This is a genomic window from Aquimarina callyspongiae (assembly GCF_034322225.1).
Classification (GTDB): Bacteria; Bacteroidota; Bacteroidia; order Flavobacteriales; family Flavobacteriaceae; genus Aquimarina.
Map to the genome: position 1 here is coordinate 1,152,349 of NZ_JAXLPA010000002.1, position 23,208 is coordinate 1,175,556.

Consider the following 23,208-nt stretch of genomic DNA (forward strand, 5'->3'; position numbering starts at 1 on the left):
TGTATGTAATAAATAAATTAAAAAATTTTTCTTAGTTGAATCAGCGAGGCGTTTAATTCAAAACCTAACAATAATAGATTAGCATTGAGCCAGATATATAACATTAATATCAACATGGCCCCAATAGAGCCATATAATTGATTATAATTAGAAAAGTTATCTATATATATTCCAAATAAATATGTTGTAATCACTATTAAAAAAGTGGTCATAAATGCTCCCGGCGAAAAGAACTTATTTTGTTTCCCTTCAGAAGTGCCAAAATAAAATAAGGTTGCAATAATAACAAATATCATAAAGACAAATAAAGCATATTTACCTAATGTCAACCAAAAAACAGTATCATCAACCATTCCCATTTTATTTAAATCATCTACCAAATATGAAAAATACAATGTTCCTATAACCGTAACAAGCAACAACAATGCCACTATCAATGAAACGCCCAAAGCAACTACATACTGCTTTACGAAGTTTCTGTTAAGTGTTACGTGGTAAGAATATTCAAATCCAGAAAAAACAGCATTAATACCATTAGTCATTAAAAATATTGAAAGAATAAAGGCAGTGGATAATAATCCTCCTCTGGGGTTTGATGAAATATCGTTAAATATATCTTTAAAAAAAATGGCTGATTGTTTTGGTAAGGCTTCATTGATAAACAGAAAAAAGTTTTCCTGAAATTTATCAATAGGCACATATGGAATCAAATTCAGTAGAAATAGTAAAAAGGGAAAAAGTGACAAAAAAAAGCTCCACGATATTGAACTCGCTCTGGCAGAAAATGTTCCTTTGACAATACCTATGGTATAAATTTCTACCAAATCATAAATAGACAGTCCCTCAAAACCTGGAAGAATTATTTTCTTCCCTATTTTGACAAGAATATTTATTACAGGAATCTTCTTAAGTTTTTCCTCTACTGCCTTAGACATATATTTATATTGCTTTCAAACTCAAATCAAGATTATATACAGAATGAGTCAAAGCTCCACTACTTATATAATCTACACCGCATTCTGCATATTTACGAACAGTATTTTCATTAATTCCACCACTGGATTCTGTTAAGCAAGTGTTTCCTATTAAAGTTACAGCTTTTCTGGTGTCTTCATAATTAAAGTTATCAATCAAAATTCTATATACTCCTGGAGTCTTAAGAATCTCTTCTATTTCACCCAAGTCTCTTGCTTCTACAATAATTTTAAGATCAAGATTATTATCAGAAAGATAGGTTTTTGTTTTTTCTATAGCTTTGGTAATCCCGCCGGCAAAATCTATGTGATTATCTTTTAGCATTACCATATCATATAGTGCAAATCTATGATTCTCTCCTCCTCCAATCTTAACAGCCCATTTTTCTAATGCTCTTATTCCCGGAGTCGTTTTACGGGTATCCAAAATTTTAGTTCCGGTACCTTCTAATAATTTTACAAAATGATTTGTTTTTGTTGCAATAGCACTCATACGTTGCATAGCATTAAGTACTAATCGTTCTGCTTTTAATATGGATTGTGATCGACCGGATACATAAAAAGCCACATCCCCATATTTTACCTGAGCTCCATCATTGATGAGAACCTCAACCTGCATATCATTATCTACATAATTAAATACTTTTTTAGCAAACTCTACTCCTGCAATAATGCCTTCATCTTTTACTAAAAGTTTGGCTTTTCCTGTTGTAGTATTAGGAATACAAGCTAATGAACTATGGTCTCCGTCACCAACATCTTCACGAATCGCATTTGTTATTATTAAATCAATTTCTTTATCAAATTGAGCCTTACTAATCATACTGAATGGTTATTTTTGCTAAAGTAGGAAAAGAAGTTGGAAGTACGAAGTCAAGAAATAAACTGATACCCATGACAATTAAGCTAATCGCTATTGGTAAAACTGATAATAAGTTACTTATCAACCTTATTGATGATTATATCAAAAGGTTAGGTTTCTATGTGAAATTTAATTTTGAAATTATACCGGATTTAAAGAACGCCAAAAACCTAAGTGAATCTCAACAAAAAGAGAAAGAAGGTAAATTGATTTTGGATAAAGTATCTAATTCTGATGTACTTATTGTTTTAGATGAAAACGGAAAACAATATGATTCTGTTGGTTTTTCTGAATTACTTCAAAAACATATGAATAGTGGTATCAAACAATTAATTTTTGTAATCGGAGGACCCTATGGTTTTAGTCCTGAGATATATCAGCGTTGTAACGGAAAGTTATCTTTATCTAAGATGACATTTTCTCATCAGATGATCCGATTATTCTTTATCGAGCAATTATACAGAGGTTTTACAATTTTAAAAAACGAACCTTATCATCATCGATAAACATTTATAATATAGCATTCTTAACCAAAGATTTAAGTATTAAATTTTAATACATCTTTATTCTCTTGGCTTTGGTGTAATCTTGGTAATGGTATCTTTTTAACAGGGTAATAGCTTATTTCAATTTCTTCTCCATTTCTTAAAACAATGAGATCTACTTTTTTATCCGTTCTTCCATAATAAATACTTCGGCTTATAAGTTTATCATCTACTCTTATTCCCTTTTTATAAGCGGCAGATGTATTATCAACCGTTGTAATTTCATTCTTGGCATTATCATAGGTAAAACCAAGATCAAACACTTCTGATATCGGTTCGTATTGAAGGTTAAACTCATTATATATTTTGGCAAGATCTATTAACTCACCTTTTAAAATATGCTTATCAAAAAATGCCGTAATATCATCTTTTGTATACTTATTTATAGTTTTAATAAAAAAATCTGAGTTTATTCTTTGATCTTGATGCACTGCTGCTCCATAAAAATCCCTCATAGCATGATTTAGACTTTTATCTCCGTTTGAGTCTTTTTGTATTTTTAAATCTAAAACAAATGCAAATAGTGCTCCTCGATAATACGGCAGTTTACTATAATGACGATCAGACCAAAAGTTATCATAAGTAATCTCACTATTAGGTTTTTCTCCTACTGGAGAATTATACAAGTTTTTAATATTCTCATTCATTTGGTCAATGAAATATTTTTTATCAAAGTTTAGGATTTTATTGGATGTAATATTTTTGAATGTATAATATTCTGTAAACCCTTCACTAAACCAATATTGTTCTTCTTCATTTTGGTTTTTAATAACATGACCTGTCCAATTATGCATTAATTCATGATTAAATAAATAAACTAATTGATCTATAGAAGTTTCTTTGTTATTAGATACTACAGTTGCAAAAGAGTTAGTTAACCCTGTACCACCAAAACTACTACCTCTTTCCTGGGCTATAGGCATCATAGTAACGGTAAAATATTTTTGAGAATGATCTTGCCAAAAATCTCTTTGTGATTGCACAGTTTTCGTCAATAGTTTCATTATCGTATCATCTTCAAAAGGAATCCAATCTCCTCTAATGGCCAGAACTACATCGTTATTATTTATACTCGAAGTATAAGTTCTAAAATCTCCCCCCAGAAAAACTGCAGTAAGAAACTCTTCTTCAGTAATATCATTTATTAATTGTTCTTTCTTTTTACTCCCAAAGCTATTATGTATAGTATAATCTTCTGGAAAATCATTCCAATTTAATTTTATATTTAAATGTTCTTTATCATTATTAGATATATGCTTAGGAAACATAAAAAGATTATGTGAAAACACATGAAAATATGTTGAATTGATTATAGGTCTATATCGGTTTCCTGCTCCGATAGCATCTTTTATATCTTGTTTGAGTGTATACTCAAATTGAAGTGAGTCTATATTTTTGGGATGTTGAATCTCTATCCAGCTACTATCCTTATTTTGAGTTATTTTTCCTTGGATTTGAGATAATTGCATTGATTCTATACAATTATAAATATTCTCTTCTCCCCATGCATTATTTTGATATTTTAGCTTTGTAATACCACTTGGATCTGCTTTAAAAGACATTTGTATTTTAAGCATAGGGATATTATCCTTTAAAAAAGGAGAGATAATATAACTAAGATCAGTTGTTTTATGCCTATTACAGGAAAAGAGAAAAGCAACAAATATCAATCCTAAAAATGCTGTTTTTTTCATAATAAATGAGAATTGGTTGGTTAGTTAATAGACCTTTAAAACAAATACTTGTTGCAGTAACTAATTATATACTATCCTTTTATAACTTCTTTTAAATCACTAAACATATCTATAAAATCTTCGATAAGATCAACCGATACGAATTCTTTATCTAAAAAAACACTTAGTTTACCTCTCTTTAATTTTACTTTATATCCCATTTCATCTTTATTATAATAATTCCAGTTATAAGATGAATTAACTTTCTTCATTTTGGTTTCTAAATGATCTTTTAAAAAATTCTTTAGTTTCTCTGTCCTTGAACCTGGAAATTTGGCATTTACGGTATATACATCATCCGTATTGGATATCGAAATGCTTACTTTATAATTCCTATCTCCTGGCTCATCACTTGAATAATTAATTGATACTTTAGAATTAGATGATGTTTGAGCATTTCCAAAAGAAATTGCCAGTAATAAGCTTAATGTGCAAATGATTGTTTTCATAATATTCGTTTTTTGATTATTGATATTGATTGATTTATATTTTTTCTGATCTTCCGGTAATTGTTTTTAACTCCTTTCCTATTTTTTCAAATCTTTTAATCAGTTTATCCGAAGCAAGTTCTTTATCAACATTGATTCTTAATTTATTTCCTTTTAACCTAACTTCGTACAGAACTTCTCCTTCAGTTTTCTTTGTCCAGTAGTAAGTCCCCTCTTTTATGGTTAAATTTTCTTTACCAAACTCATCTATAAGGTATGTTTTTACATCATTCTCCATATATCTCATATACCTTACTTTTATTCTGAAATTTTCATCCATATCCATAATAGCAAAGGATCGATAAAAACTTCCTTCTTCAGTATCTCCACTTACGCTTACGCTTACTTTTGTTGAAGATTTTGAAGATTTGTTGGTAGTTTGTCCATTACACGTTAATACTCCAATGACAAGACTTGCTAAAATTAAAACTAGTGTTTTCATAATTATTCGTTTTTGTTTGCTGATATTCCATCAGTAATGATTATTGATTGATTTTTATAAATTATTTATTTGTTGTTTTGTATTGGTTTTGATTTTATTCTAGATTTGATAACAACAATATTATGTCACTCTAAATGTTAAGCCTACTCCTCTTACGCTTTCTATAGCTATTTGTTGATCTTGTTTAAAATATTTTCTCAACCTACTAATAAACACATCCATACTCCTACCAGAGAAAAAGTCATCATTACCCCAAACATCTTTAAGCATTTGCTCTCTTTTGATCATAACGTTTTTATGATTCCATAAATACTGGATCAAAATCGTTTCTTTTTCTGTGAGTTTTTGTGCTTCATTAGCAAATTGTAATTGATGATTTACAGCATCAAAACTATATTTTCCTATAGTGATTACTTTTTCTATTTGAGTTTGAACCTGTTTGGTTCGTTTTAAAATATTTTGAAGTTTTAAGACTAATATATCTGCTTCAAAAGGTTTAACTATATAATCATCGGCTCCTAATTTTAATCCTCGAATCTTATCTTCTTTCATTTTTCTCGCGGTAAGAAAAATGAAAGGAACTTCTGGATTGTGTTCTATTATTTCTTCGGCTAACGTAAAACCATCCTTTTTAGGCATCATTACATCTAATACGCATATATCAAAATGATTTTTATGAAATAGCTCTAATGCTTCTTTTCCATCTTTTGCCCAGTTCACTTGATAACTATGCAATTCTAAATATTGTTTTAATATGCTTCCAAAATCAAAATCGTCTTCTGCTAATAAAATTTTCTTCATATCTCTGAAATAATAGGTATTGTTATGGTAAACGTTGTTCCTAAACCAGGCCTGCTCTCTAATTCAATGTTTCCTTGATGCGCCTTTATTATTTGATTAGTATAGAATAAACCAAGACCCAAACCTTTTACATTATGAACATTACCCGTGGTAACTCTATAAAACTTTTCAAAAATCTTTCTTTGTTCCTTATGTGGGATGCCTATACCATTATCATGAATTGATATTTCATAGTATTCATCACTCAATTTTGTTCTTATTACAACCTCAATATGGTCTTCACCATATTTAACAGCATTATCCATTATGTTTAATAATGCAGTAGTAAATAAAAACTTATCGATACTAAGAGGTATTTCTCTAAATTCAATCTTTGACACAACCTTAACATCTTGATCTTTGACTGCTAATCTAAAATCCTCAATTACTTCTTTAAAATATTTATCATCTATCACTTCTTCTTTTTGTAAGACGATTTCATCGGATCCTAAGGTATTATTCATCACTTGATCGATAAGCTTATGTAGCCTATTATTTTGTCTATCCAGAATATCAAGCGCATTAGAAAAAATCTTAGGAGAATTTTGAGTTTCTTTATTTCTTAAACTTTTTGAAGCAATTGCCAGAGTAGCTAATGGTGTCTTGAGTTCGTGAGTAATATTATTGATGAAATCTGTTCTTACATCAGCTATTTTTTTCTGTTGTATCAATGTTTTTATTGAGTAAAAAAGTAACCCAACTACAAAAAGAAAAAGCAACACTGAAAAAACAAACAAGACAGTCATTTGTCCAAAAATAATTCTTTTCCAATCAATGATATTTACAGAATCTACAGTTCTTATCTCTAAATTCAAGGATGTTTTTATAAGTTCATTATTAAGGTCATCTTCATAATCGTGCTCAGTCGACCATCTTCCTTTACTCATTACATAACCTTGTTCATCTGAAAAATCTTCTCCAAAAAGGAAGTAATTACCTTCATTTGCTGCTGAAAAAATGGTATCCATGATTTCGTTATCAAAAATTACAATACTCTTAATGGTTTTTTTATATTTTAGATCATATTTCAGATTAAGTTTTGCCACTTCTTTTCTATAATAATCCCTGAACAAAACACGAAGAGAGTCTGTTTGAGGTTTAAACCGCTCTATGGTTTCTTTCTTAAGTATGTTGTTCTTTTTATATTCTACTAGATTTTCTGTTAGTTGATTGTACCATAATTCTGTTAAAGAATCCATTTCTTTAGTATTATCGATATTAGAAACGGATTTTTTGATTTCTTTGATGAATACATCTTTTTTTAATTGGTAAGTATTGTATATCAAGTATGCCTGAATCCCTGATAATGCCAATAATGAAAAGATGGCCGTAATGATTAGTATGTTTATTTTTTTCTTCATTGACATAGTAGTACATTTTTATTTCTTCATAAAATTTATGAGATAATCATCAAAAGATCTATTATGATTAAAGATAGTTTTCTGATATTCTATTTTTAGTTTTTCGAGTAGCCTGGTTAAGTTAAAGCCTATTGTATATACATACAGTCCTTTTATAGTATACATCCACTCATCCTTTTCTAAAGTATATTCTGGTAAGTTTTCTGGATGATAAAATTGATCTAATTGAGTTAAGGCCGGAATGTGTTCTACATCTTTCAAATATTCTTTAGTCTTATATTCAATATATCGAGCGGTTCCCTCTGATCTTTCCAGAGAACTTTCTATATCGGTTATATTAGTTTTAAACTCTTCTTTTACTCTGGATATTCTATTCTTTTTGAGAGATAGATATGTGTTTATCATTTTTTCTATGCTCTCTATTTCGTTTTCTTTTAAACTATTTAATAATAATTCATTCTCTTGTTTAATACTATTTCTAAACCATTTAATATTTTTATAAAAATAGGCCAAAGTATCTCTATCAAAATCCTTTTTACTCGTTATTTGATTTTTTCTAAATTTTTTAATCTTCCTTTGATATTGATGAAATGTTTCATGTATAACCATGCTTAACCACTCATTAGTTTCTTTTACATCGGGTATAAACTTGTTTGTGAGTGATACATCACTAAAAAAAGCTATAGTATTCTTATAATCTAATTTGGTACTATCTTTTTCTCTCCTGCTCACATACATATATAACGCTGTAGAATCGATTTTATCTGATACTTTTCCTATAAGAGGAAGGTTCCTGTTCTGTGCCAGTTTTTTATAAGAAATCTTTTTATTCAATTTCTCATTAGGATTTATAACATATACTCCATTCATTGAGTAATACATCATAGGACCAAATAGTATTTTTTTAGAAAAATCTGGCCAGAACTTTTTGCTCACCTCTTGCTTCACTTTTATTAAATACTTAAATCGTTCATATTCTAATTCATCATTTTGTATACTTTGTTTTGCAAAAGATGTACTACCAATTAAAACCATTATTATGATAACTACGCTTCTTTTTTTTGAAATTATTGTATCCATAACCACTACAATGAATTAATAAGTTCTATAGCTTTCTCTAATTGACCTTGAGTATCTTGTTCATAATATTTCGGGACAAATTTTTCTCTTGGCATTCCATTTACGTGAAATAGTTTCTCAACAGGGATTTGAAAACCTATTCTCGTTTCAGGTAATGTGTTATCATATATTGCACCTAAAAGACCAGCCATCTTAGCACCTACAATTTCTGCTCTTTCCATTGCATCAAAACCAATAGTAATTCCTTCACCCATACTTCCGGTCCAGGGACCGCAAAGAACTATCAAAGTCCCTGTATAGGTTTTACCTCTTGGCACTACTAACTCAATTGTTTTTCTTGTAGTGTCATACATTTTTTCTTCATATGGAAATGTATGTATTTGATATGGTAGTTCTTTATCAATGAACCTTCCCATAATCCCTCTGGCGATATTACTATCTCCTCCACTAGGTGTTTCTCTTAAATCCAAAATAATTCCTTTTGAAGTATTTAATTGATCCAATGCTTTATCAAAAGCCTTAATTGTATGATTGTTACCTAACGAATTATTAATTTTAATGTATCCTATATTATTCTCTAATCTTTTGGTGGTTATTAGATCTTTTGATGAGTTCCATTTTGTATCATCCGGATAGAATGTTAATGAGTCATTAACATTAATACTTCTTTTTGTATCGTGGGTTCCTGCCAATATCATATTTGCTAAATATTCATGCATCTGTGGTGTAAACTCATTAGTGCTAACAGGCAAATATTGTTGTACTGTTTTATGTATCGATATGTCATTGACTCCTGTGATAACCATTCCTAATTTTAGCCCGGCTTTTTCTGAAGGAGATCCTTCTCGTAATCCATTTATTATGTATTTATTGTCTTTGTATCTAATAGAAATATCAGATGAGGAAGGAACTAATTTATAAGAAGAGGCTCTATTAACGTTTAATCCTACGTGACCATTATAAAGCTCTAAATTGGTTCTTTCTAATAAAGCAATGAAATCATCATCATTTTGTATTTCTCTAACTTTTGGCCCATAGTATTCTTTTACTTTATTCCAATTTGTTTCTTGAGTATCAAAATATCCAAAATAGGTATCAATGGTTTTCCAATAAATATCAAAATCTTTTTGATATTTTGTTTGTCCAAATGTGGTAGAGACTACACATAAAATGATGATGATTCTTAACATTACTGTTCGTTTATTGATTATTGATGAGATCAAATTTAGAGTAATGATTAAATGAATCATCATATTTGATTACCGTTAACCCACCATTAACCTTAATAAAATAATCATCCCTTTGTTTTAAAGGGATTGAAGTATTTATGTTAACAAGAGAAAAATTAGGATTAATTATTACATTTGCTGACAAACTAACGAATCTCCTTGTATGCTACCATATTTAAAGCTTGTAAAATTTGACAACCTGCTTATCATTGCCTTAGCACAATTATGTATCAAATATGGTTTGTTTGAACCTTTTGACGTGGCAATTACTTTGAATAATTTTGGTATTGGATTAGTTATTCTTGCGACTTTTTTTATTACCGCTGCCGGTAACATTATTATTGAGGTTTATAATGCAGAGTCTTCAAATCACAAAGAATTACTATATGGAACTATCACTGAAAAATCTGCTAATAGGTTATTTATAATTTTCAATGTTATAGGTGTTTTTATTGGTTTTTACTTATCAAACCTCATAGGAAAACCAGGATTTGTTGCGTTATTTATAATTATTTCAGGTTTATTTTATGTTTATGCATCCTACTTAAAAGAGATTACGGGGCTTAAAAATATTTTAATAGGTTCTTTTGCTGCTTTGAGTCTTTTAGTTATCGGTATTTTTGATTTGTTGCCGGCGATAACAGAAAAAAATAGAGAGTCACAAACCGTTATTTTCTCTATTATTTTTGATTATTCAATATTTGCTTTCTTATTGGTAACACTTCGAGAAATTATAAAAGATTGTACTACTGTAGACAGAGATTATAACGTAGGAATCAAAACTATTCCTGTAGTTTTAGGTAAAGATCGAACTTCCAAATTAGTCAGTTTACTAACATTAATACCTATTATTGCTGTTATTTACTATATATATACATATCTATTTTCTAATAGTAATGCGGTCATACTGGTATTGTTTTTAATTGTTGCCCCGTTACTTTATTTTATGATTAAAAGTTATACTGCAGAAAGCCTTAAGCACTTCAAACAATTATCTCTTATTTTAAAAATAATTTTAATCTTAGGAGCAATATCTTTGCTGCTTTACCAATTTATCTTAAAATAAACTATGCTCAAAGAAGTATTAAAAGGTTATTCTATTATTCTAGCTTCGGGATCACCTAGAAGACAACAATTTTTTAAGGATTTAGATCTTGATTTCACAATACAACTAAAAGAGGTAGATGAAATATATCCTGATTACCTCAAAGCTGATGAGATTTCAGATTATCTTGCAGAGTTAAAAGCAGATGCCTTCACTAATTTAAAGGCCAATGACATCCTGATTACTAGTGACACTATTGTATGGCATAATGGTAAAGCTTTAGGAAAACCCAAAGGTTTAAAAAATGCCATTGACATGATTACTTTATTATCTAATGATACTCATGAGGTTATTACTTCTGTTTGTTTTAAAACTACTGATAAAATAAAAACAATCAATCAATCCACAAAAGTTACTTTTAAAGCACTAGATCCTAAAGAAATAGAATATTATGTAAACACCTATCAACCACTAGACAAAGCGGGTGCATACGGTATTCAAGAATGGATAGGTTTAATAGGAATTTCTCATATAGAAGGTAGCTATTTTAATGTGATGGGACTTCCTACTCACCTTGTTTATGAATCATTTTTAGAACTTGTAAAATAAAGATTATAAGTAGTTTCTGAATAGAATAGAATTTTGTTATAATTGGTGATTACTTTATTATAACAAATTTGTTTTAGATTTATTAAAAGAACAATGAAGTAATAGCTTTTATAAGCATCCCGTAAAGAATTACTAATGTAATTACTAAACGATATTTTTGAACTATTTTATTCATTTTTTCTAAATTAAAACAGCAAAACCCTAAAACCTATTTTTTAAGGCTTTGCTGTACTTGCTTGGGACAAAGTATCTTTTTTGTTATATATATTTCTTAAGAAATAGTTTTGTAAAACTCAATAGTTATAATATTAATTTTACGTTAAAAACTGAAATATATTATGTTTATAAAGTACTAGCACTGTTCCAGATAAAATAATACCAACATTAGATAAAATGATCTTTTTTAACTAAATCAATCGTTTTTTAAAATTATAAATGAATAATTTTTACTTGTATTAATTTATTACCTCCTCTCAACTAATACCTTAGAATTTTATTCAAATTTATTTTCAAAATTTTATATAAAATCGTTCCCTGTTTATGAAACGTTAAGTAAACTTGCCAAATCGCGGCTTTGTTGTAATTTGTGCCAAACATAATCCAAAGATAAATGCTATGAAAAAACTTCTTGGTATAATAGGAATTTTAGGAGTACTAATGATTATTGCCTGTAGTAACATTAAAGAGAATAATAATGAAAAGATCGCTTCTAATACAATAGCTAAAGAAACAAAAGAGCCCGCCAAACAAATATCAGAAGAGTTTAAGAAATATTGGTATGCCGGAGAGGCAGAAATATCCTCATATCAACTAGAACAGGCTAGATATGGAGAAATTAGAAAAGGGACTGCGGTTCTTATTTATGTTACCGAAGATTTTCTACCTAAAGAACAAGTAAAAGCAGATTCTCAAAACACTGATAATGTTCCTGTTTTAAAACTCAATGCTACTAAAAAATTTAATACTGGTATTTACCCTTATTCTATTATGCAAAGTACTTTTTATCCAGTTGCTAATAACCAGCATGCAATCAAAGTATCAAGCTCCATGCAGGAATGGTGTGGTCATGTATATGCACAATTAAACAATAGAAAACAATTTGAAATACTATCACATTCCTATTTTCAAGGTGAAGCTGATCAAGAGTTTAAACTTAATAAAGCAATCCTGGAGAATGAATTATGGACAAAGATTAGAATCAATCCTAATGAACTTCCTCAAGGAGAGCTAAAGATAATTCCATCTTTTGAATACTGTAGATTAAGACATAAAGAAATAAAAGCTTATACAGCTATTGTCTCATTACTTAAAAAAGATAATTCGAATACATACACAATTGAATATCCAGAATTAAAAAGAAAAGTCAATATTACATTCAATGCTTCTTTTCCTTATGAAATAGAAAGCTGGACAGAAACCTTTAAAAGCGGTTTTGGTCCTAACGCAAAAGAGCTAACTACCAAAGCTACCAGAATTAAGAGTATCAAATCAGCATATTGGGGTAAAAACAGTAATACAGACGAAACATTAAGAGAAGAATTAGGATTAAAATAAATTTTCTAAAAAAAATCAAAACCTTTAATTACTAAAAACAATAAAACCATGGCCACTATTAAAAAACTATCAGAATCCGAAATACAAACTCGATTAAAGGAAATTGATGGATGGGAATATAAGGACAATGCCATACATACCACTTTTGAATTTCCTGATTTTAAAGATGCTTTCTCTTTAATGACTCGAATTGCTTTTGAAGCAGAAGCGCAAAACCACCACCCTGATTGGTCTAATGTATATAACAAACTTTATATAAGCTTATCAACTCACGATGCTGGAGGAGTTTCTGAGTATGATTTTAAATTAGCAAAGACTATAGATGCATTAATAGATGGCGAATAGTTGATATTAATTTAAAAAAAGGAAAAACAAAAAGACTACAAATCAAACACTTACTATAAAACTTCAAAAAAAGTAAAAAAATATCCATTTTTTGGGTAACATTTTCTTCCCTAAAGGTACTTACTAAAGGTACGACGTAAAACATTTGCCAAAAATTCGGTTTCTACTTATGTTTGTAATCGAATTTTTAAAATTAGCATAATGGGTAGAGCCTTTGAATTTAGGAAAGCACGAAAAATGAAGCGTTGGTCAGCAATGGCTAAAGCGTTTACAAGAATTGGCAAGGATATTGTAATAGCAGTTAAAGAAGGAGGACCTGATCCCGATTCTAATTCTCGTTTAAGAGCTGTTATTCAAAATGCCAAGTCTGTTAATATGCCTAAAGATAACATCGAAAGGGCTATTAAAAGAGCCTCTGATAAAAATCAGGGAGATTATAAAGAAGTGCTTTTTGAAGGATATGCTCCTCACGGAATTGCTATTTTGGTTGAAACTGCAACTGACAATAATAATAGAACAGTTGCTAATATCAGGTCGTACTTTAATAAATGTGATGGAAATTTAGGAACCTCAGGATCCGTTGAATTTATGTTTGACCACACCTGTAACTTTAGAATTAATGGCGAAGGACTCGATCCTGAAGAATTAGAACTAGAGTTGATTGATTTTGGAACAGAAGAGGTGTTCTTAGATGATGATGGAATATTGATATATGGCTCTTTCGAGAGTTTTGGTACAATCCAAAAAGAACTAGAAAGTCGTCAAATAGAAATATTATCATCAGGTTTTGAACGTATTCCACAGGTAACTAAAAAATTAACTCCAGAACAGGCAGCTGATGTAGAAAAGCTGTTAGAAAAAATTGAAGAAGATGACGACGTTCAAAACGTGTACCATACAATGGAGGAATCTTCTTCTGAGCAGGAATAACCTTAATTTTTTAATATTTCAATCAATTTAATCATTAATCAAATTTTATGAAAAAAACTTTATTAATTATTGCCTTAGCGGTAACGGGGATCGTATCAACTCAAGCTCAAGAAAAAGTTCGTTTTGGTGCTACTGCAGGGTATTTAAGCGGAAATGCTAAAGTGGATACAGATTTAGGAGATTTTTCAACCACAGAAGGTGGATTCTATCTAGGTTTTGTTGCAGATTTTAATGTTTCAGAACAATTCAATGTACAAACAGAATTGAGTTATGCAAACATTGATGATACTAGCTTTATGCAGTTGCCTATTATGGCCAAATATTATGTTTCTGAAAACAGCGGATTTAATATCCAAGCTGGTCCACAGATAACATATACTTTAGAAGATGTTGCCGATGATTTTACAAAGTTTAATATCGGATTAGGAGCAGGTGTAGGATACGACATTACAGAAAATATTTTTGTAGAAAGTCGTTATGTATTCCAATTGAATAATTACTACACAGGTTCTGCTGACATTACATCAAGAATCAATTTTTTAAATTTCGGAGTAGGATATAAATTCTAATACTTCAACAAATATAAGGTTATAACGAGAAGGGTTTAGTGATGCTAAACCCTTTTTTATGTTTTAAGTTTTTACCACGTATATTATGATTAATCGCTAATTATTTATCAAGTGTAGTAATTATTTTTACGGGTTTCTTTTGTTATTTTTTGTCTTATAATACGACTATATCAAAAATATGTTTATGAAACAATTACTCTTTTTCCTATTCATTTCTTTTAGCACTCTTCTATATTCTCAAAATATGGATAATAATAGACTATTAGAAATTATTACTAAACAAGCAGATACTGTTAGCGGAATCTCAGGCAACTGGCAATTTGTATATAAAGAAATACCTATGCTTTGTGTTACAGATGCAACAAATAATCGCATGAGAATTATTGCTCCTATCATTCAATCAGAAAATCTAGATGAAAATTTATTATTAGACTCTTTAACTGCCAATTTTCATTCTGCCCTTGATGTAAAATATGCGATATCAAATGGGATCTTATGGTCAGCCTATGTTCACCCACTTAAAGAATTAACTGATCATCAAGTTGAAAGCGCATTATCTCAAGTATATTTGGCTGCAAAAACTTTTGGTACTACATTTTCTAGTACAGAATTAATTTTTGGAGGGCGAAATAATGAAGAAGCTCCTAAAGAAGAAATAAAAGAGAAAAAAACTTATAAATTTTAATCTTCCGTATTAAAACTATATTGTGCTTTTTTTCCTATAACTCCCTTAAAATAGTCATACATAAATTCAAAATCTTTTTTAATATCATCAGTTGGATAAAAAGGTTCTGATATTACGTTTTGTTTTTTGGCAAAATCAAAAGTCACCATAATAATGGGCACTTTTGCTTCTTTAGCAATATGATAAAAGCCCGTTTTCCATTCTTTGACTCTTTTCCTTGTTCCTTCTGGAGCTATTGCTAATCTTAATTCTTCCCGTTTCCTAAAAATTTCAGCTATTGCTTCTACTTTATTCTGGCCAGGAGTTCTATCTAGCGGTATCCCTCCTACTTTTTTAAAGTACCAACCAAATGGCCATTTAAAAAGTTCTTTTTTAGCTAAAAAACTGATTCTAAGTTTCACAACTTTTCTAACCAGCAGGCCAATATAAAAATCATGCCAACTGGTATGCGGAACCACAATTACCATACATTTTTTAATAACTTCTCCCTGAAAATCTCCAACTATTTTCCATCCAAGAATTTTATGATATATAAATGATGAAAAACCTGCCATAAGAAAAAAATAGAAAAATTATAATGTACGATAAATACCTTTAAGTATATCAGCGTTTACTTTTGTTTTCCAATCTGGACCTAATGCATTCTCCCAAAGTGGCTCTAAACCAAGTGCTACAGAAGTCATAACATCTAATTGTTCTTCTGATACATTAGCACAAACTCCTGTAGGCAATTTTATATTATGAATATCCTTCATTTTTTTAAACAAAGCTACACCCTCTGGATAGTAATCCTGGAGTTTATCAAATACAATACAATTACCTATCCCATGTTTTGTTCCTAATACATATGCCAAACCATAACTCATAGCGTGAGCTACACCAACTTGAGAATATGCAATACTCATCCCTCCATGCCACGAAGCCATCATTAGTTTTGCATCTGCTTCAGTTTTATCCAGATCATCAGTAAGGAAAATTTCTTTACATAGATCGTATGCTTTTTCACCATAACTCTGACTAAAAGCATTCAAATATGTTCCTTTTAAAGATTCTATACAATGAATATAGCAATCCATACCTGTATAAAACCATTGGTCTTTAGGTACATCTTTAATTAATTCCGGATCCAAAATCACCTGATCAAATGGTGTAAAATCAGAGTTAATACCTAATTTTCGTTCAGGTCCTGTAAGAACAGTAGTTCTTGAAACCTCTGCTCCTGTTCCTGAAATAGTAGGAATCCCAACATGGTATACAGCTTTATTACTTACAAGATCCCAGCCCTGATATTCACTAGCACTTCCTGCATTGTTTAACATAATTGCAACTGCCTTTGCCAGATCTAATATTGATCCTCCTCCAATACCTATAATTCCACTTGGAGTAAAAGCGTACTCTTCTTTTATCAAAGTAACTAAAGTATCTACCTGAGAAGTTTTAGGTTCTTCTTCTGTAGAAATATAAAGTATTTTATCAAACGATGACAATGGTATTCTATCCTCAATAAACGAAGTATTATTTTCAAATACATCATCTATTAAATAAATAAAAGGTGCGCTATCCCTTCGCTGAGGCGAAATAATCTCTCCTATTTGATCAAAAGATCCTTCACCAAATACCACTCTAGGCACCATGGGGAAGTTCTTATGAATCCCTGTCTTAATTTCTGCAGTAGTTGTAGGTTCTGTACTCAAAAGATTTTCGTTATTCATTATTTTCTTTGCTTTTTCTAAATCTTCAGGGGTATCGATTTCCACACCTTCATGATGTGTTTCCACCATTTTAATATTCTTACCATATTCTAAATATCGAATACATTCGATTTTTTCTGATGCTTCCAATGTGCGCATCGGTAAGTGATAAAAATCTAAAATAGCTTGTTTTCTAAAAGCATAAACACCTTTGTGTTTATAGTAAGTATGATTAATTTCTCTGTCTCTGGGATAAGGCATTGGAGAGCGAGAGAAATATAATGCATAGTTGTCTTTATCAACAATCACCTTTACACTATTAGGATTAACTATATCATCCCAATCGTTCATAGGCGTCATTAAACTTGCTAGATCTATACGATCTGCATCTGTATCATAAAATACATCGAGAACCTTCTCCAGACTTTCTCTTTCTGTAAACGGTTCATCTCCTTGGACATTTACCACAATATCAACATCCATGTTTTCTACGGCCTCTGCTATTCTATCACTGCCGCAGCTATGTTCTTTTATACTCATAATGGCTTTTCCGCCATGTGAAGTAATTTCCTTAAAAATGATATCACTGTCTGTTACAACATATACTTCATCAAAAAGTTTGGCACTTTGAGTAGCTTCATATGTTCTGAGAATGACAGTTTTTCCGCCTAAATCCTGCATTAATTTACCCGGAAATCGGGATGCAGCATACCTGGCGGGTATCATCGCTATAGTTCTAAGTTTCGGTTTGTTCAAAATTGCTTGCTTTTTGCAACGTCAAAAATAGCCTTTTTCTATCGATTATCAAGAAGACCTAAAAAATAGTTTTTTATAAATTTTCCTTAACCCTATAAACAATAATAATACCAAGATTATTGCCAAAAACGGTAAAATCACAGAAGTTATTGATAGAACGGTTGCTGTACCTGTTTCTACCGTGGCTATTAAAGGGTTTGCAACCCCTCCTGTAGTTGCAGTAGAAGTTAATCTTGATGCTCCCATTGTACTCTTAACCGTAGCTGCTGTACCTCCTCCTGCAATAATAGCCAAAGCCCAAGTCACCACAGGGCTCATATCCGACATTGTAGAAACCATAACTGCTGTTCCTGCAACTGCTGCCAAAGGAATAGCTATCGTATCCAACAAGTTGTCAAACCAAGGGATATAATACGCAACAATCTCTGCAAAAGTAGCAATAGCCAAAATTAATATTGATAATGAACTACCTACCCATTCCCAACTTCCATTAAGAGGAATCAATCCATAATGTCCAGCTATGCTAACCGCTAATAGTGGTAAAAATACTCTAAACCCTACCGATGCTGCCAGTCCAATACCTAAACATATACTTAATACCGTTTCTTGCATAATCACTACTAATATACTAGTTTTCAATAAAAAAATCATCCTTAAAGCCTATCAGATACAATTTTTTCCTGGCACGGGTAATAGCAGTATATAGCCAGCGCAGGTAATCTTTATTAAGACCATCTGGAAGGTATGGTTGTTCTACAAAGACCGTATCCCATTGACCTCCTTGAGATTTATGACAGGTAATAGCATAGGAAAACTTTATCTGCAAAGCATTAAAAAACTTATTGTTTTTAACTCCCATAAACTTTTTATAATTCGATTTTTCTCCTTCAAAATCTTTTTGCACTTCTTGATACAATCGATTTGATTCTTCATATGATAATGACGGAGTTTCTGAGGTTAAAGTATCGAGTAGTAAAACGGTTTCAAACGGTTTTTGATCCGGATAATCCACCATCGTTACTTTTACTTCTGCAAAACGAAAACCATACAATTCTTTAATTGCATAAATTTCTAACACCTTAATAATATCACCATTGGCAATAAAACCTGCTTCACTTTTATTATCTAACCAAAAATAATTGTTCTTCACCACCATCAAATAATCTCCAGCAGATAATTCTTCTTCCTGAAATAATATACGAGAACGAATTTGTTGATTATATATATTAGCCCTTTTGTTAGATCTTAAAATAATTACGGATTCCTCATGTCCTGATTCTGTATACGCCTCATTAAGAGCATCCATAATTTCATGCCCATCTACTAATCTTATAATATCCTGATACCCTGATATTGTAAATTGAAAAGTCTCATAAAACCCTTCATTGAGCAACTCTCGTAAACCCGTTGCATTCATTAGTATTCCACTGTCTTCTGCTTGCCTTACAACTTCATCCAGTTCTATTTGAGTTACATCTTTATGAAAACCCATTGACAAACTATCCGGATCTAATGCCGGACTTACTTCAAGTTTTACCGGTGGTAACTGTGCTGTATCACCTATAAAGAGAATTTTACAATTATATCCTGAATAAACGTATAACATCAAATCGTCTAACAAAGACCCATTTTCAAATAATTTACTTTCACTTGGTGCATCTGGAATCATTGAAGCTTCATCTACTATAAAAATAGTATTTCGGCTTTTATTTTGTTTTAGTTGGAAGGCTACTCCTCCACTCTTATTCTTTTTTGGATAATAAATATTGCGATGAATCGTCTGTGCATGCCTACCAGAATAATTACTAATCACTTTAGCAGCTCTTCCTGTAGGTGCTAATAAAACAGATTTTAACTTAGCTTTCCATAAATTTTTAACTAAGGTACCTATTAATGTAGTTTTTCCTGTTCCGGCATATCCTTTTAAAAGAAATAAAGAATCTGATGAGCTTGATAAAATAAAATGTGATAACTTCTGTAGGACTATGTCTTGTTTTATGGTAGGTTCAAAAGGAAAGTCCGTTTTTAATAATTGATAAAATTCTGTTTCCTTCATTAAATATCTTGATACATTAAATAGATTAACTTGTTAATAAATCAAAGATAGCAATGATTTTTTGGCTATAAACTTTTACGATTAAAAAAAAATTGTAGATTTGCGTATACACTAATGTTTAAAAGCTAAATTATAAAATGAAAATTGTAATTCAATTAGTTCTGTGGATAGTTATTGGTTTTCTTGGGTTCATGGTATACAATTCAATAAACGGTCCTGTAAAATTCAACAAAGTAAAAAAAGCTCGTTATGCTAAAGCTATTGAGAATTTAAAGGACATTCGCCAAGCAGAATTAGCTCATAAAACAGTAACTGGAAGATTTGAGAAAGATCCGCAAAAATTGATTGCCTTTTTAGATACTGCAAAATTTACTTTGACACAGCGAAAAGATTCTAGTTTTATTAGATATAATGAAATTCTTAGAATTGATGAACCAAAAGATACTGTTGTAATCGACACACTTGGATATGCTTCTGTCAAAGATTCTTTATTTAAAGGGAGTGATCGATATAAAAATATGATGAAAGTTCCTGTAGCTGGAACTGATGCTAACTTTGAGCTTAATGCTGGTTATATTGAGAAAAACGAGTTGAGAATTGCTGTTTTTGAAGCTAAAGTAGCTAAAGAAGTTCTATTACACGATCAAGATAGAGACTTATTATTACAAGAAAAAGAAGTAAAATCTGTAGACGGGGTTAATGGTTCTCACCTATCCGTAGGTTCGATGACCGAAGTTAACACCTCTGGTAACTGGCCAAAATCTTATGGTGCAAACGACCAATAGTACTACTGATAATACAGTATATACATTGTCCATTCAGGTAAGCTTGAATGGACTTTCTTTTTGTACTGTAAATGAAGAGCTACAAATTTCTGCACTTGAACATGAAAATTTTGGTGTTCAACTATCTCCAGAACAAGTACTAAGTAAAATTAAATATTACTTTGATCATAATGAGCACCTTAAACAAAACTTTAGTGCTGTCGAAGTAATCTACCAGAATGACCTTTACACTTTTGTTCCAAAAGCATTGTTTGATGAGCAATTGCTAAAAGAGTATTTAAAGTATAATATCAAAGTTTTAGAAAATGATTTTATCACTTACGATATTTTAGAGCGACATGATCTGGTAACTGTTTATGTACCTTATGCTAATATTAATAATTTCTTTTTTGAAACTTTTGGTACTTTTACCTATAAACATTCTGCAACTGTACTTATCGACAACTTATTAGCACAGCAAAAGAACACAGAAAAAGCTACAGTTTTTGTTAATATGTATGCTCAATCCTTTGATCTGGTTGTTATAGAAAAAGGGAAGTTAGTATTAAGTAATACTTATAAATGTGAAACCAAAGAGGATTTTTTATATTATTTATTATTTACAGCTGAGCAATTAGAACTTAATCCAGAAGAATTTACACTTGTTTTTTTAGGAGATATTGCAGAAGATAGTGATTACTATAAATTAGGTTACCAATATGTTCGTCATATTGTTTTTGGTAATCATACACAACACAAAGAGTTTTTACCAGATGTAAAAGCTTATGAACCTCACCAACATTTTGTATTATTAAGCCATTTTTAATATGCGTATTATTTCAGGAATACATAAAGGGAAGCGATTAACAGCTCCAAAAAAGTTACCGGTAAGACCTACTACCGACATGGCCAAAGAAGGGCTTTTTAATATTCTTAATCATAGATATAATTTTTCAAGCATTGCTCTATTAGACCTGTTTTCTGGAACTGGTAATATTAGTTATGAATTTGCATCAAGAGGTACTTCAATAATTACTGCTGTAGATGCACATTATGCTTGCGTAGGTTATATCAAGAGTGTTGCCCAAGACTTAGACTTCTCAATAACTACTATCAAAAGTGATGTATACGCATATCTAGAAAAGGTGAAGCAAAAATCAGATATTATTTTTGCTGATCCGCCTTATGATTTTACAGAAGAGCAATTTTCAAAAATTGCGAATCTGGTTTTTGAAAATGATCTATTAAACAATGGCGGAACACTTATTATAGAGCACTCTAAACACACTTCTATAGAAGATACGCCATTCTTTACTGAATCTAGAAAATATGGTGGCTCTGTCTTTAGTTTTTTTATAAAACAGACAAATGAATAACTTTCTTAATCCAAGAAACGGTTGTTAATGTAGTTTTTTACTATTATCAGTTACTTAAGTTGTCATTACTGAAGTACGTATCGAATATTCATCAATAGTACTCAGATTACTTAATGAATTAATCTGATCTGCGGTATTATTGATAATATCCTCATAAAAAGCTAAAATCTTAGCATCAAAACCTGGAGTATCCTCTGCTGTAAGTTTAAAAATATCCATCTGATAGATAAAATTATTAAGGATATGATGACTAGAGGATAGCATTGCTTTATAAATATTGAGTTTTGCATTTTCTATCTCTATTTTTTTACTACGTTGATGTGTATCTATAAATAAAAACAGAAAAAAGATAACTAGAGGAACAATTAACTCATCTATTTCATAAGGCTCTAAACTTGACATTAAAGCAAGGAAACGTTCAAAAAGATCTAATTCTAGGGCAATGGATGTGACATAAACAAAAAGTGCTAATACTAATCCAATAAGTGTTAGTTTATACTTGTTCATTGTGGGAGTAAGTTAGGGTTAGGGAGTGACGATTTGTAGATTTTTTGGGTTTACGGTTTAACAATCATGTGGTAAAATTGTATTTACGTTGTGGTTTGCAATTACTAAATTTAACCAAAAAAACGACACAAATAATATTTACTAGTATTTTAACGTATTCTTCACAAATGATTTTTTGGGGAAATTTCATCTTTTATATTTTAGCGCAAATAAAAAAATATTTAACGATAAAACCAACAAAATTAATGCATCTTTGTTATTCAAAGATGTATACATCTCTAATTTTTGAAACAAAAAAAGCCGCGACATGCCGATACCCCTATCACTTTTGCCGCGACTTTTATTAAAACATAAAATCCAAATTTTAAGTACCCACAAGTATCCTAATGATAGATCTTATGTAAGTAAGTGTCTCGAACCTTAATTATGTTACCTCATTTTTTGAAATTTTTTATTTTTTTTATTTTCAATGTTAATTCACAAGTTGATTTAATCTAAAAACAGTTATATTTATTTTTTTAACGTTCATTGAAAATTACGCTTTAAAAACTGGTCATTTTTTTGACATTTTTTGCATAATTCTGCAAAAAAATGATTTTACTTATCCCTATAACAAACTCTTTTACAGATATTTCAACCAGTAAGATTACTATCCGTTTGGGATGCTACTCCCGAACAGACACGGAAACACATCTGACTATCGCTATGGGTTTAATGGTAAGGAGTTAGATAATGAAGTTAAAGGGGAAGGAAATAGTTATGATTTT

At 30.4% G+C, this 23,208-nt stretch carries 25 protein-coding genes and 1 pseudogene; 11 read left to right on the forward strand and 15 right to left on the reverse strand.

Annotated features, from left to right (window positions below):
• Positions 1 to 17: 17 nt before the first annotated feature.
• Both U0D62_RS12240 and nadC read right to left on the reverse strand, forming a co-directional pair.
• A complete protein-coding gene (locus tag U0D62_RS12240) occupies positions 18 to 935 on the reverse strand; it encodes a YihY/virulence factor BrkB family protein (protein ID WP_322287578.1) in 918 nt (305 codons plus the stop codon).
• Between the two features lie 4 nt (positions 936 to 939).
• Positions 940 to 1,797, reverse strand: coding sequence for a carboxylating nicotinate-nucleotide diphosphorylase (gene nadC / locus U0D62_RS12245; RefSeq protein ID WP_322287579.1), 858 nt, complete (start codon positions 1,795 to 1,797; stop codon positions 940 to 942).
• Between the two features lie 71 nt (positions 1,798 to 1,868).
• On the opposite strand from nadC, the gene rlmH reads away from it, so the two are divergent.
• A complete protein-coding gene (rlmH, locus tag U0D62_RS12250) occupies positions 1,869 to 2,342 on the forward strand; it encodes a 23S rRNA (pseudouridine(1915)-N(3))-methyltransferase RlmH (RefSeq protein WP_322287608.1) in 474 nt (157 codons plus the stop codon).
• A gap of 32 nt (positions 2,343 to 2,374) precedes the next feature.
• Here rlmH and U0D62_RS12255 read toward each other — a convergent pair whose 3' ends face one another.
• The 7 genes from U0D62_RS12255 to U0D62_RS12285 all read right to left on the reverse strand — a co-directional run bounded on the left by U0D62_RS12255 (position 2,375) and on the right by U0D62_RS12285 (position 9,515).
• Entirely contained in the window at positions 2,375 to 4,075 is a 1,701-nt protein-coding gene (locus tag U0D62_RS12255; protein ID WP_322287580.1) for a M1 family aminopeptidase, read from the reverse strand.
• 71 nt (positions 4,076 to 4,146) lie between these two features.
• Positions 4,147 to 4,563 (reverse strand): hypothetical protein, encoded by a 417-nt coding sequence (locus U0D62_RS12260; protein WP_322287581.1) that lies wholly within the window; start codon positions 4,561 to 4,563, stop codon positions 4,147 to 4,149.
• A gap of 34 nt (positions 4,564 to 4,597) precedes the next feature.
• On the reverse strand, positions 4,598 to 5,044 hold the full coding sequence (locus U0D62_RS12265) for a hypothetical protein (RefSeq protein WP_322287582.1): 447 nt from the start codon (positions 5,042 to 5,044) through the stop codon (positions 4,598 to 4,600).
• Positions 5,045 to 5,164: 120 nt separating this feature from the next.
• On the reverse strand, positions 5,165 to 5,845 hold the full coding sequence (locus U0D62_RS12270; protein ID WP_322287583.1) for a response regulator transcription factor: 681 nt from the start codon (positions 5,843 to 5,845) through the stop codon (positions 5,165 to 5,167).
• The gene (locus U0D62_RS12275; RefSeq protein WP_322287584.1) at positions 5,842 to 7,245 is read right to left on the reverse strand and encodes a sensor histidine kinase; all 1,404 of its coding nucleotides are present in this window, start codon (positions 7,243 to 7,245) and stop codon (positions 5,842 to 5,844) included. Before U0D62_RS12275 ends, U0D62_RS12270 begins: the two co-directional genes overlap by 4 nt.
• An 18-nt stretch (positions 7,246 to 7,263) precedes the next feature.
• Complete coding sequence (locus U0D62_RS12280; protein WP_322287585.1) at positions 7,264 to 8,325, reverse strand: hypothetical protein; 1,062 nt, start codon at positions 8,323 to 8,325, stop codon at positions 7,264 to 7,266.
• Between the two features lie 5 nt (positions 8,326 to 8,330).
• Positions 8,331 to 9,515 (reverse strand): S41 family peptidase, encoded by a 1,185-nt coding sequence (locus U0D62_RS12285; RefSeq protein WP_322287586.1) that lies wholly within the window; start codon positions 9,513 to 9,515, stop codon positions 8,331 to 8,333.
• Between the two features lie 202 nt (positions 9,516 to 9,717).
• Between U0D62_RS12285 and U0D62_RS12290 the strand changes: the two genes are divergently transcribed.
• From U0D62_RS12290 to U0D62_RS12320, 7 genes are all read left to right on the forward strand, one after another.
• Positions 9,718 to 10,620 carry a geranylgeranylglycerol-phosphate geranylgeranyltransferase gene (locus U0D62_RS12290; RefSeq protein WP_322287587.1) on the forward strand — a complete coding sequence of 301 codons (903 nt, stop codon included), beginning with the start codon at positions 9,718 to 9,720 and terminating at the stop codon, positions 10,618 to 10,620.
• 3 nt (positions 10,621 to 10,623) lie between these two features.
• The gene (locus U0D62_RS12295; protein WP_322287588.1) at positions 10,624 to 11,208 is read left to right on the forward strand and encodes a Maf-like protein; all 585 of its coding nucleotides are present in this window, start codon (positions 10,624 to 10,626) and stop codon (positions 11,206 to 11,208) included.
• Positions 11,209 to 11,823: 615 nt separating this feature from the next.
• A complete protein-coding gene (locus U0D62_RS12300; protein ID WP_322287589.1) occupies positions 11,824 to 12,762 on the forward strand; it encodes a septum formation inhibitor Maf in 939 nt (312 codons plus the stop codon).
• Between the two features lie 57 nt (positions 12,763 to 12,819).
• Entirely contained in the window at positions 12,820 to 13,107 is a 288-nt protein-coding gene (locus U0D62_RS12305; protein ID WP_322287609.1) for a 4a-hydroxytetrahydrobiopterin dehydratase, read from the forward strand.
• Between the two features lie 201 nt (positions 13,108 to 13,308).
• Positions 13,309 to 14,037: a YebC/PmpR family DNA-binding transcriptional regulator gene (locus U0D62_RS12310; RefSeq protein ID WP_322287590.1), complete on the forward strand. Its 729-nt coding sequence runs from the start codon at positions 13,309 to 13,311 to the stop codon at positions 14,035 to 14,037.
• Between the two features lie 47 nt (positions 14,038 to 14,084).
• Entirely contained in the window at positions 14,085 to 14,606 is a 522-nt protein-coding gene (locus U0D62_RS12315) for a porin family protein (RefSeq protein WP_322287591.1), read from the forward strand.
• 184 nt (positions 14,607 to 14,790) lie between these two features.
• Positions 14,791 to 15,291, forward strand: coding sequence for a hypothetical protein (locus tag U0D62_RS12320; protein WP_322287592.1), 501 nt, complete (start codon positions 14,791 to 14,793; stop codon positions 15,289 to 15,291).
• Here the strand turns inward: U0D62_RS12320 and U0D62_RS12325 are convergent.
• The 5 genes and pseudogenes from U0D62_RS12325 to U0D62_RS12345 form a co-directional block, all read right to left on the reverse strand.
• Positions 15,288 to 15,845 (reverse strand): 1-acyl-sn-glycerol-3-phosphate acyltransferase, encoded by a 558-nt coding sequence (locus U0D62_RS12325; RefSeq protein ID WP_322287593.1) that lies wholly within the window; start codon positions 15,843 to 15,845, stop codon positions 15,288 to 15,290. The genes U0D62_RS12320 and U0D62_RS12325 overlap by 4 nt on opposite strands.
• An 18-nt stretch (positions 15,846 to 15,863) precedes the next feature.
• On the reverse strand, positions 15,864 to 17,003 hold the full coding sequence (locus U0D62_RS12330; RefSeq protein WP_322287610.1) for an iron-containing alcohol dehydrogenase family protein: 1,140 nt from the start codon (positions 17,001 to 17,003) through the stop codon (positions 15,864 to 15,866).
• Positions 16,992 to 17,708 (reverse strand): annotated as a pseudogene (gene kdsB / locus U0D62_RS12335) (3-deoxy-manno-octulosonate cytidylyltransferase); the annotation flags it as partial. The pseudogene kdsB and the gene U0D62_RS12330, both read right to left, overlap by 12 nt.
• A 78-nt stretch (positions 17,709 to 17,786) precedes the next feature.
• Positions 17,787 to 18,353, reverse strand: a complete 567-nt coding sequence (locus U0D62_RS12340; protein WP_322287611.1) for a DUF4126 domain-containing protein — start codon at positions 18,351 to 18,353, stop codon at positions 17,787 to 17,789.
• A gap of 13 nt (positions 18,354 to 18,366) precedes the next feature.
• On the reverse strand, positions 18,367 to 19,794 hold the full coding sequence (locus U0D62_RS12345) for an ATP-dependent DNA helicase (RefSeq protein ID WP_322287594.1): 1,428 nt from the start codon (positions 19,792 to 19,794) through the stop codon (positions 18,367 to 18,369).
• 137 nt (positions 19,795 to 19,931) lie between these two features.
• Between U0D62_RS12345 and U0D62_RS12350 the strand changes: the two genes are divergently transcribed.
• The 3 genes from U0D62_RS12350 to U0D62_RS12360 are packed head-to-tail and all read left to right on the forward strand — an operon-like array spanning position 19,932 to position 21,934.
• Positions 19,932 to 20,579, forward strand: a complete 648-nt coding sequence (locus U0D62_RS12350) for a hypothetical protein (RefSeq protein ID WP_322287595.1) — start codon at positions 19,932 to 19,934, stop codon at positions 20,577 to 20,579.
• Positions 20,563 to 21,384 carry a DUF3822 family protein gene (locus tag U0D62_RS12355; protein ID WP_322287596.1) on the forward strand — a complete coding sequence of 274 codons (822 nt, stop codon included), beginning with the start codon at positions 20,563 to 20,565 and terminating at the stop codon, positions 21,382 to 21,384. Before U0D62_RS12350 ends, U0D62_RS12355 begins: the two co-directional genes overlap by 17 nt.
• Before the next feature lies 1 nt (position 21,385).
• The gene (locus tag U0D62_RS12360; protein WP_322287597.1) at positions 21,386 to 21,934 is read left to right on the forward strand and encodes an RsmD family RNA methyltransferase; all 549 of its coding nucleotides are present in this window, start codon (positions 21,386 to 21,388) and stop codon (positions 21,932 to 21,934) included.
• 54 nt (positions 21,935 to 21,988) lie between these two features.
• Here the strand turns inward: U0D62_RS12360 and U0D62_RS12365 are convergent, their stop codons facing one another.
• Entirely contained in the window at positions 21,989 to 22,441 is a 453-nt protein-coding gene (locus tag U0D62_RS12365) for a hypothetical protein (RefSeq protein ID WP_322287598.1), read from the reverse strand.
• Positions 22,442 to 23,208 lie beyond the last annotated feature (767 nt).

Excerpts from the sequence above, each read along its gene's own strand:
- U0D62_RS12240 (WP_322287578.1), bottom strand. The coding sequence starts at position 935 with ATGTCTAAGGCAGTAGAGGAAAAACTTAAGAAGATTCCTGTAATAAAT.
- nadC (WP_322287579.1), bottom strand. The coding sequence starts at position 1,797 with ATGATTAGTAAGGCTCAATTTGATAAAGAAATTGATTTAATAATAACA.
- rlmH (WP_322287608.1), top strand. The coding sequence starts at position 1,869 with ATGACAATTAAGCTAATCGCTATTGGTAAAACTGATAATAAGTTACTT.
- U0D62_RS12255 (WP_322287580.1), bottom strand. The coding sequence starts at position 4,075 with ATGAAAAAAACAGCATTTTTAGGATTGATATTTGTTGCTTTTCTCTTT.
- U0D62_RS12260 (WP_322287581.1), bottom strand. The coding sequence starts at position 4,563 with ATGAAAACAATCATTTGCACATTAAGCTTATTACTGGCAATTTCTTTT.
- U0D62_RS12265 (WP_322287582.1), bottom strand. The coding sequence starts at position 5,044 with ATGAAAACACTAGTTTTAATTTTAGCAAGTCTTGTCATTGGAGTATTA.
- U0D62_RS12270 (WP_322287583.1), bottom strand. The coding sequence starts at position 5,845 with ATGAAGAAAATTTTATTAGCAGAAGACGATTTTGATTTTGGAAGCATA.
- U0D62_RS12275 (WP_322287584.1), bottom strand. The coding sequence starts at position 7,245 with ATGAAGAAAAAAATAAACATACTAATCATTACGGCCATCTTTTCATTA.
- U0D62_RS12280 (WP_322287585.1), bottom strand. The coding sequence starts at position 8,325 with ATGGATACAATAATTTCAAAAAAAAGAAGCGTAGTTATCATAATAATG.
- U0D62_RS12285 (WP_322287586.1), bottom strand. The coding sequence starts at position 9,515 with ATGTTAAGAATCATCATCATTTTATGTGTAGTCTCTACCACATTTGGA.
- U0D62_RS12290 (WP_322287587.1), top strand. The coding sequence starts at position 9,718 with ATGCTACCATATTTAAAGCTTGTAAAATTTGACAACCTGCTTATCATT.
- U0D62_RS12295 (WP_322287588.1), top strand. The coding sequence starts at position 10,624 with ATGCTCAAAGAAGTATTAAAAGGTTATTCTATTATTCTAGCTTCGGGA.
- U0D62_RS12300 (WP_322287589.1), top strand. The coding sequence starts at position 11,824 with ATGAAAAAACTTCTTGGTATAATAGGAATTTTAGGAGTACTAATGATT.
- U0D62_RS12310 (WP_322287590.1), top strand. The coding sequence starts at position 13,309 with ATGGGTAGAGCCTTTGAATTTAGGAAAGCACGAAAAATGAAGCGTTGG.
- U0D62_RS12315 (WP_322287591.1), top strand. The coding sequence starts at position 14,085 with ATGAAAAAAACTTTATTAATTATTGCCTTAGCGGTAACGGGGATCGTA.
- U0D62_RS12320 (WP_322287592.1), top strand. The coding sequence starts at position 14,791 with ATGAAACAATTACTCTTTTTCCTATTCATTTCTTTTAGCACTCTTCTA.
- U0D62_RS12325 (WP_322287593.1), bottom strand. The coding sequence starts at position 15,845 with ATGGCAGGTTTTTCATCATTTATATATCATAAAATTCTTGGATGGAAA.
- U0D62_RS12330 (WP_322287610.1), bottom strand. The coding sequence starts at position 17,003 with ATGAATAACGAAAATCTTTTGAGTACAGAACCTACAACTACTGCAGAA.
- U0D62_RS12345 (WP_322287594.1), bottom strand. The coding sequence starts at position 19,794 with ATGAAGGAAACAGAATTTTATCAATTATTAAAAACGGACTTTCCTTTT.
- U0D62_RS12350 (WP_322287595.1), top strand. The coding sequence starts at position 19,932 with ATGAAAATTGTAATTCAATTAGTTCTGTGGATAGTTATTGGTTTTCTT.
- U0D62_RS12360 (WP_322287597.1), top strand. The coding sequence starts at position 21,386 with ATGCGTATTATTTCAGGAATACATAAAGGGAAGCGATTAACAGCTCCA.
- U0D62_RS12365 (WP_322287598.1), bottom strand. The coding sequence starts at position 22,441 with ATGAACAAGTATAAACTAACACTTATTGGATTAGTATTAGCACTTTTT.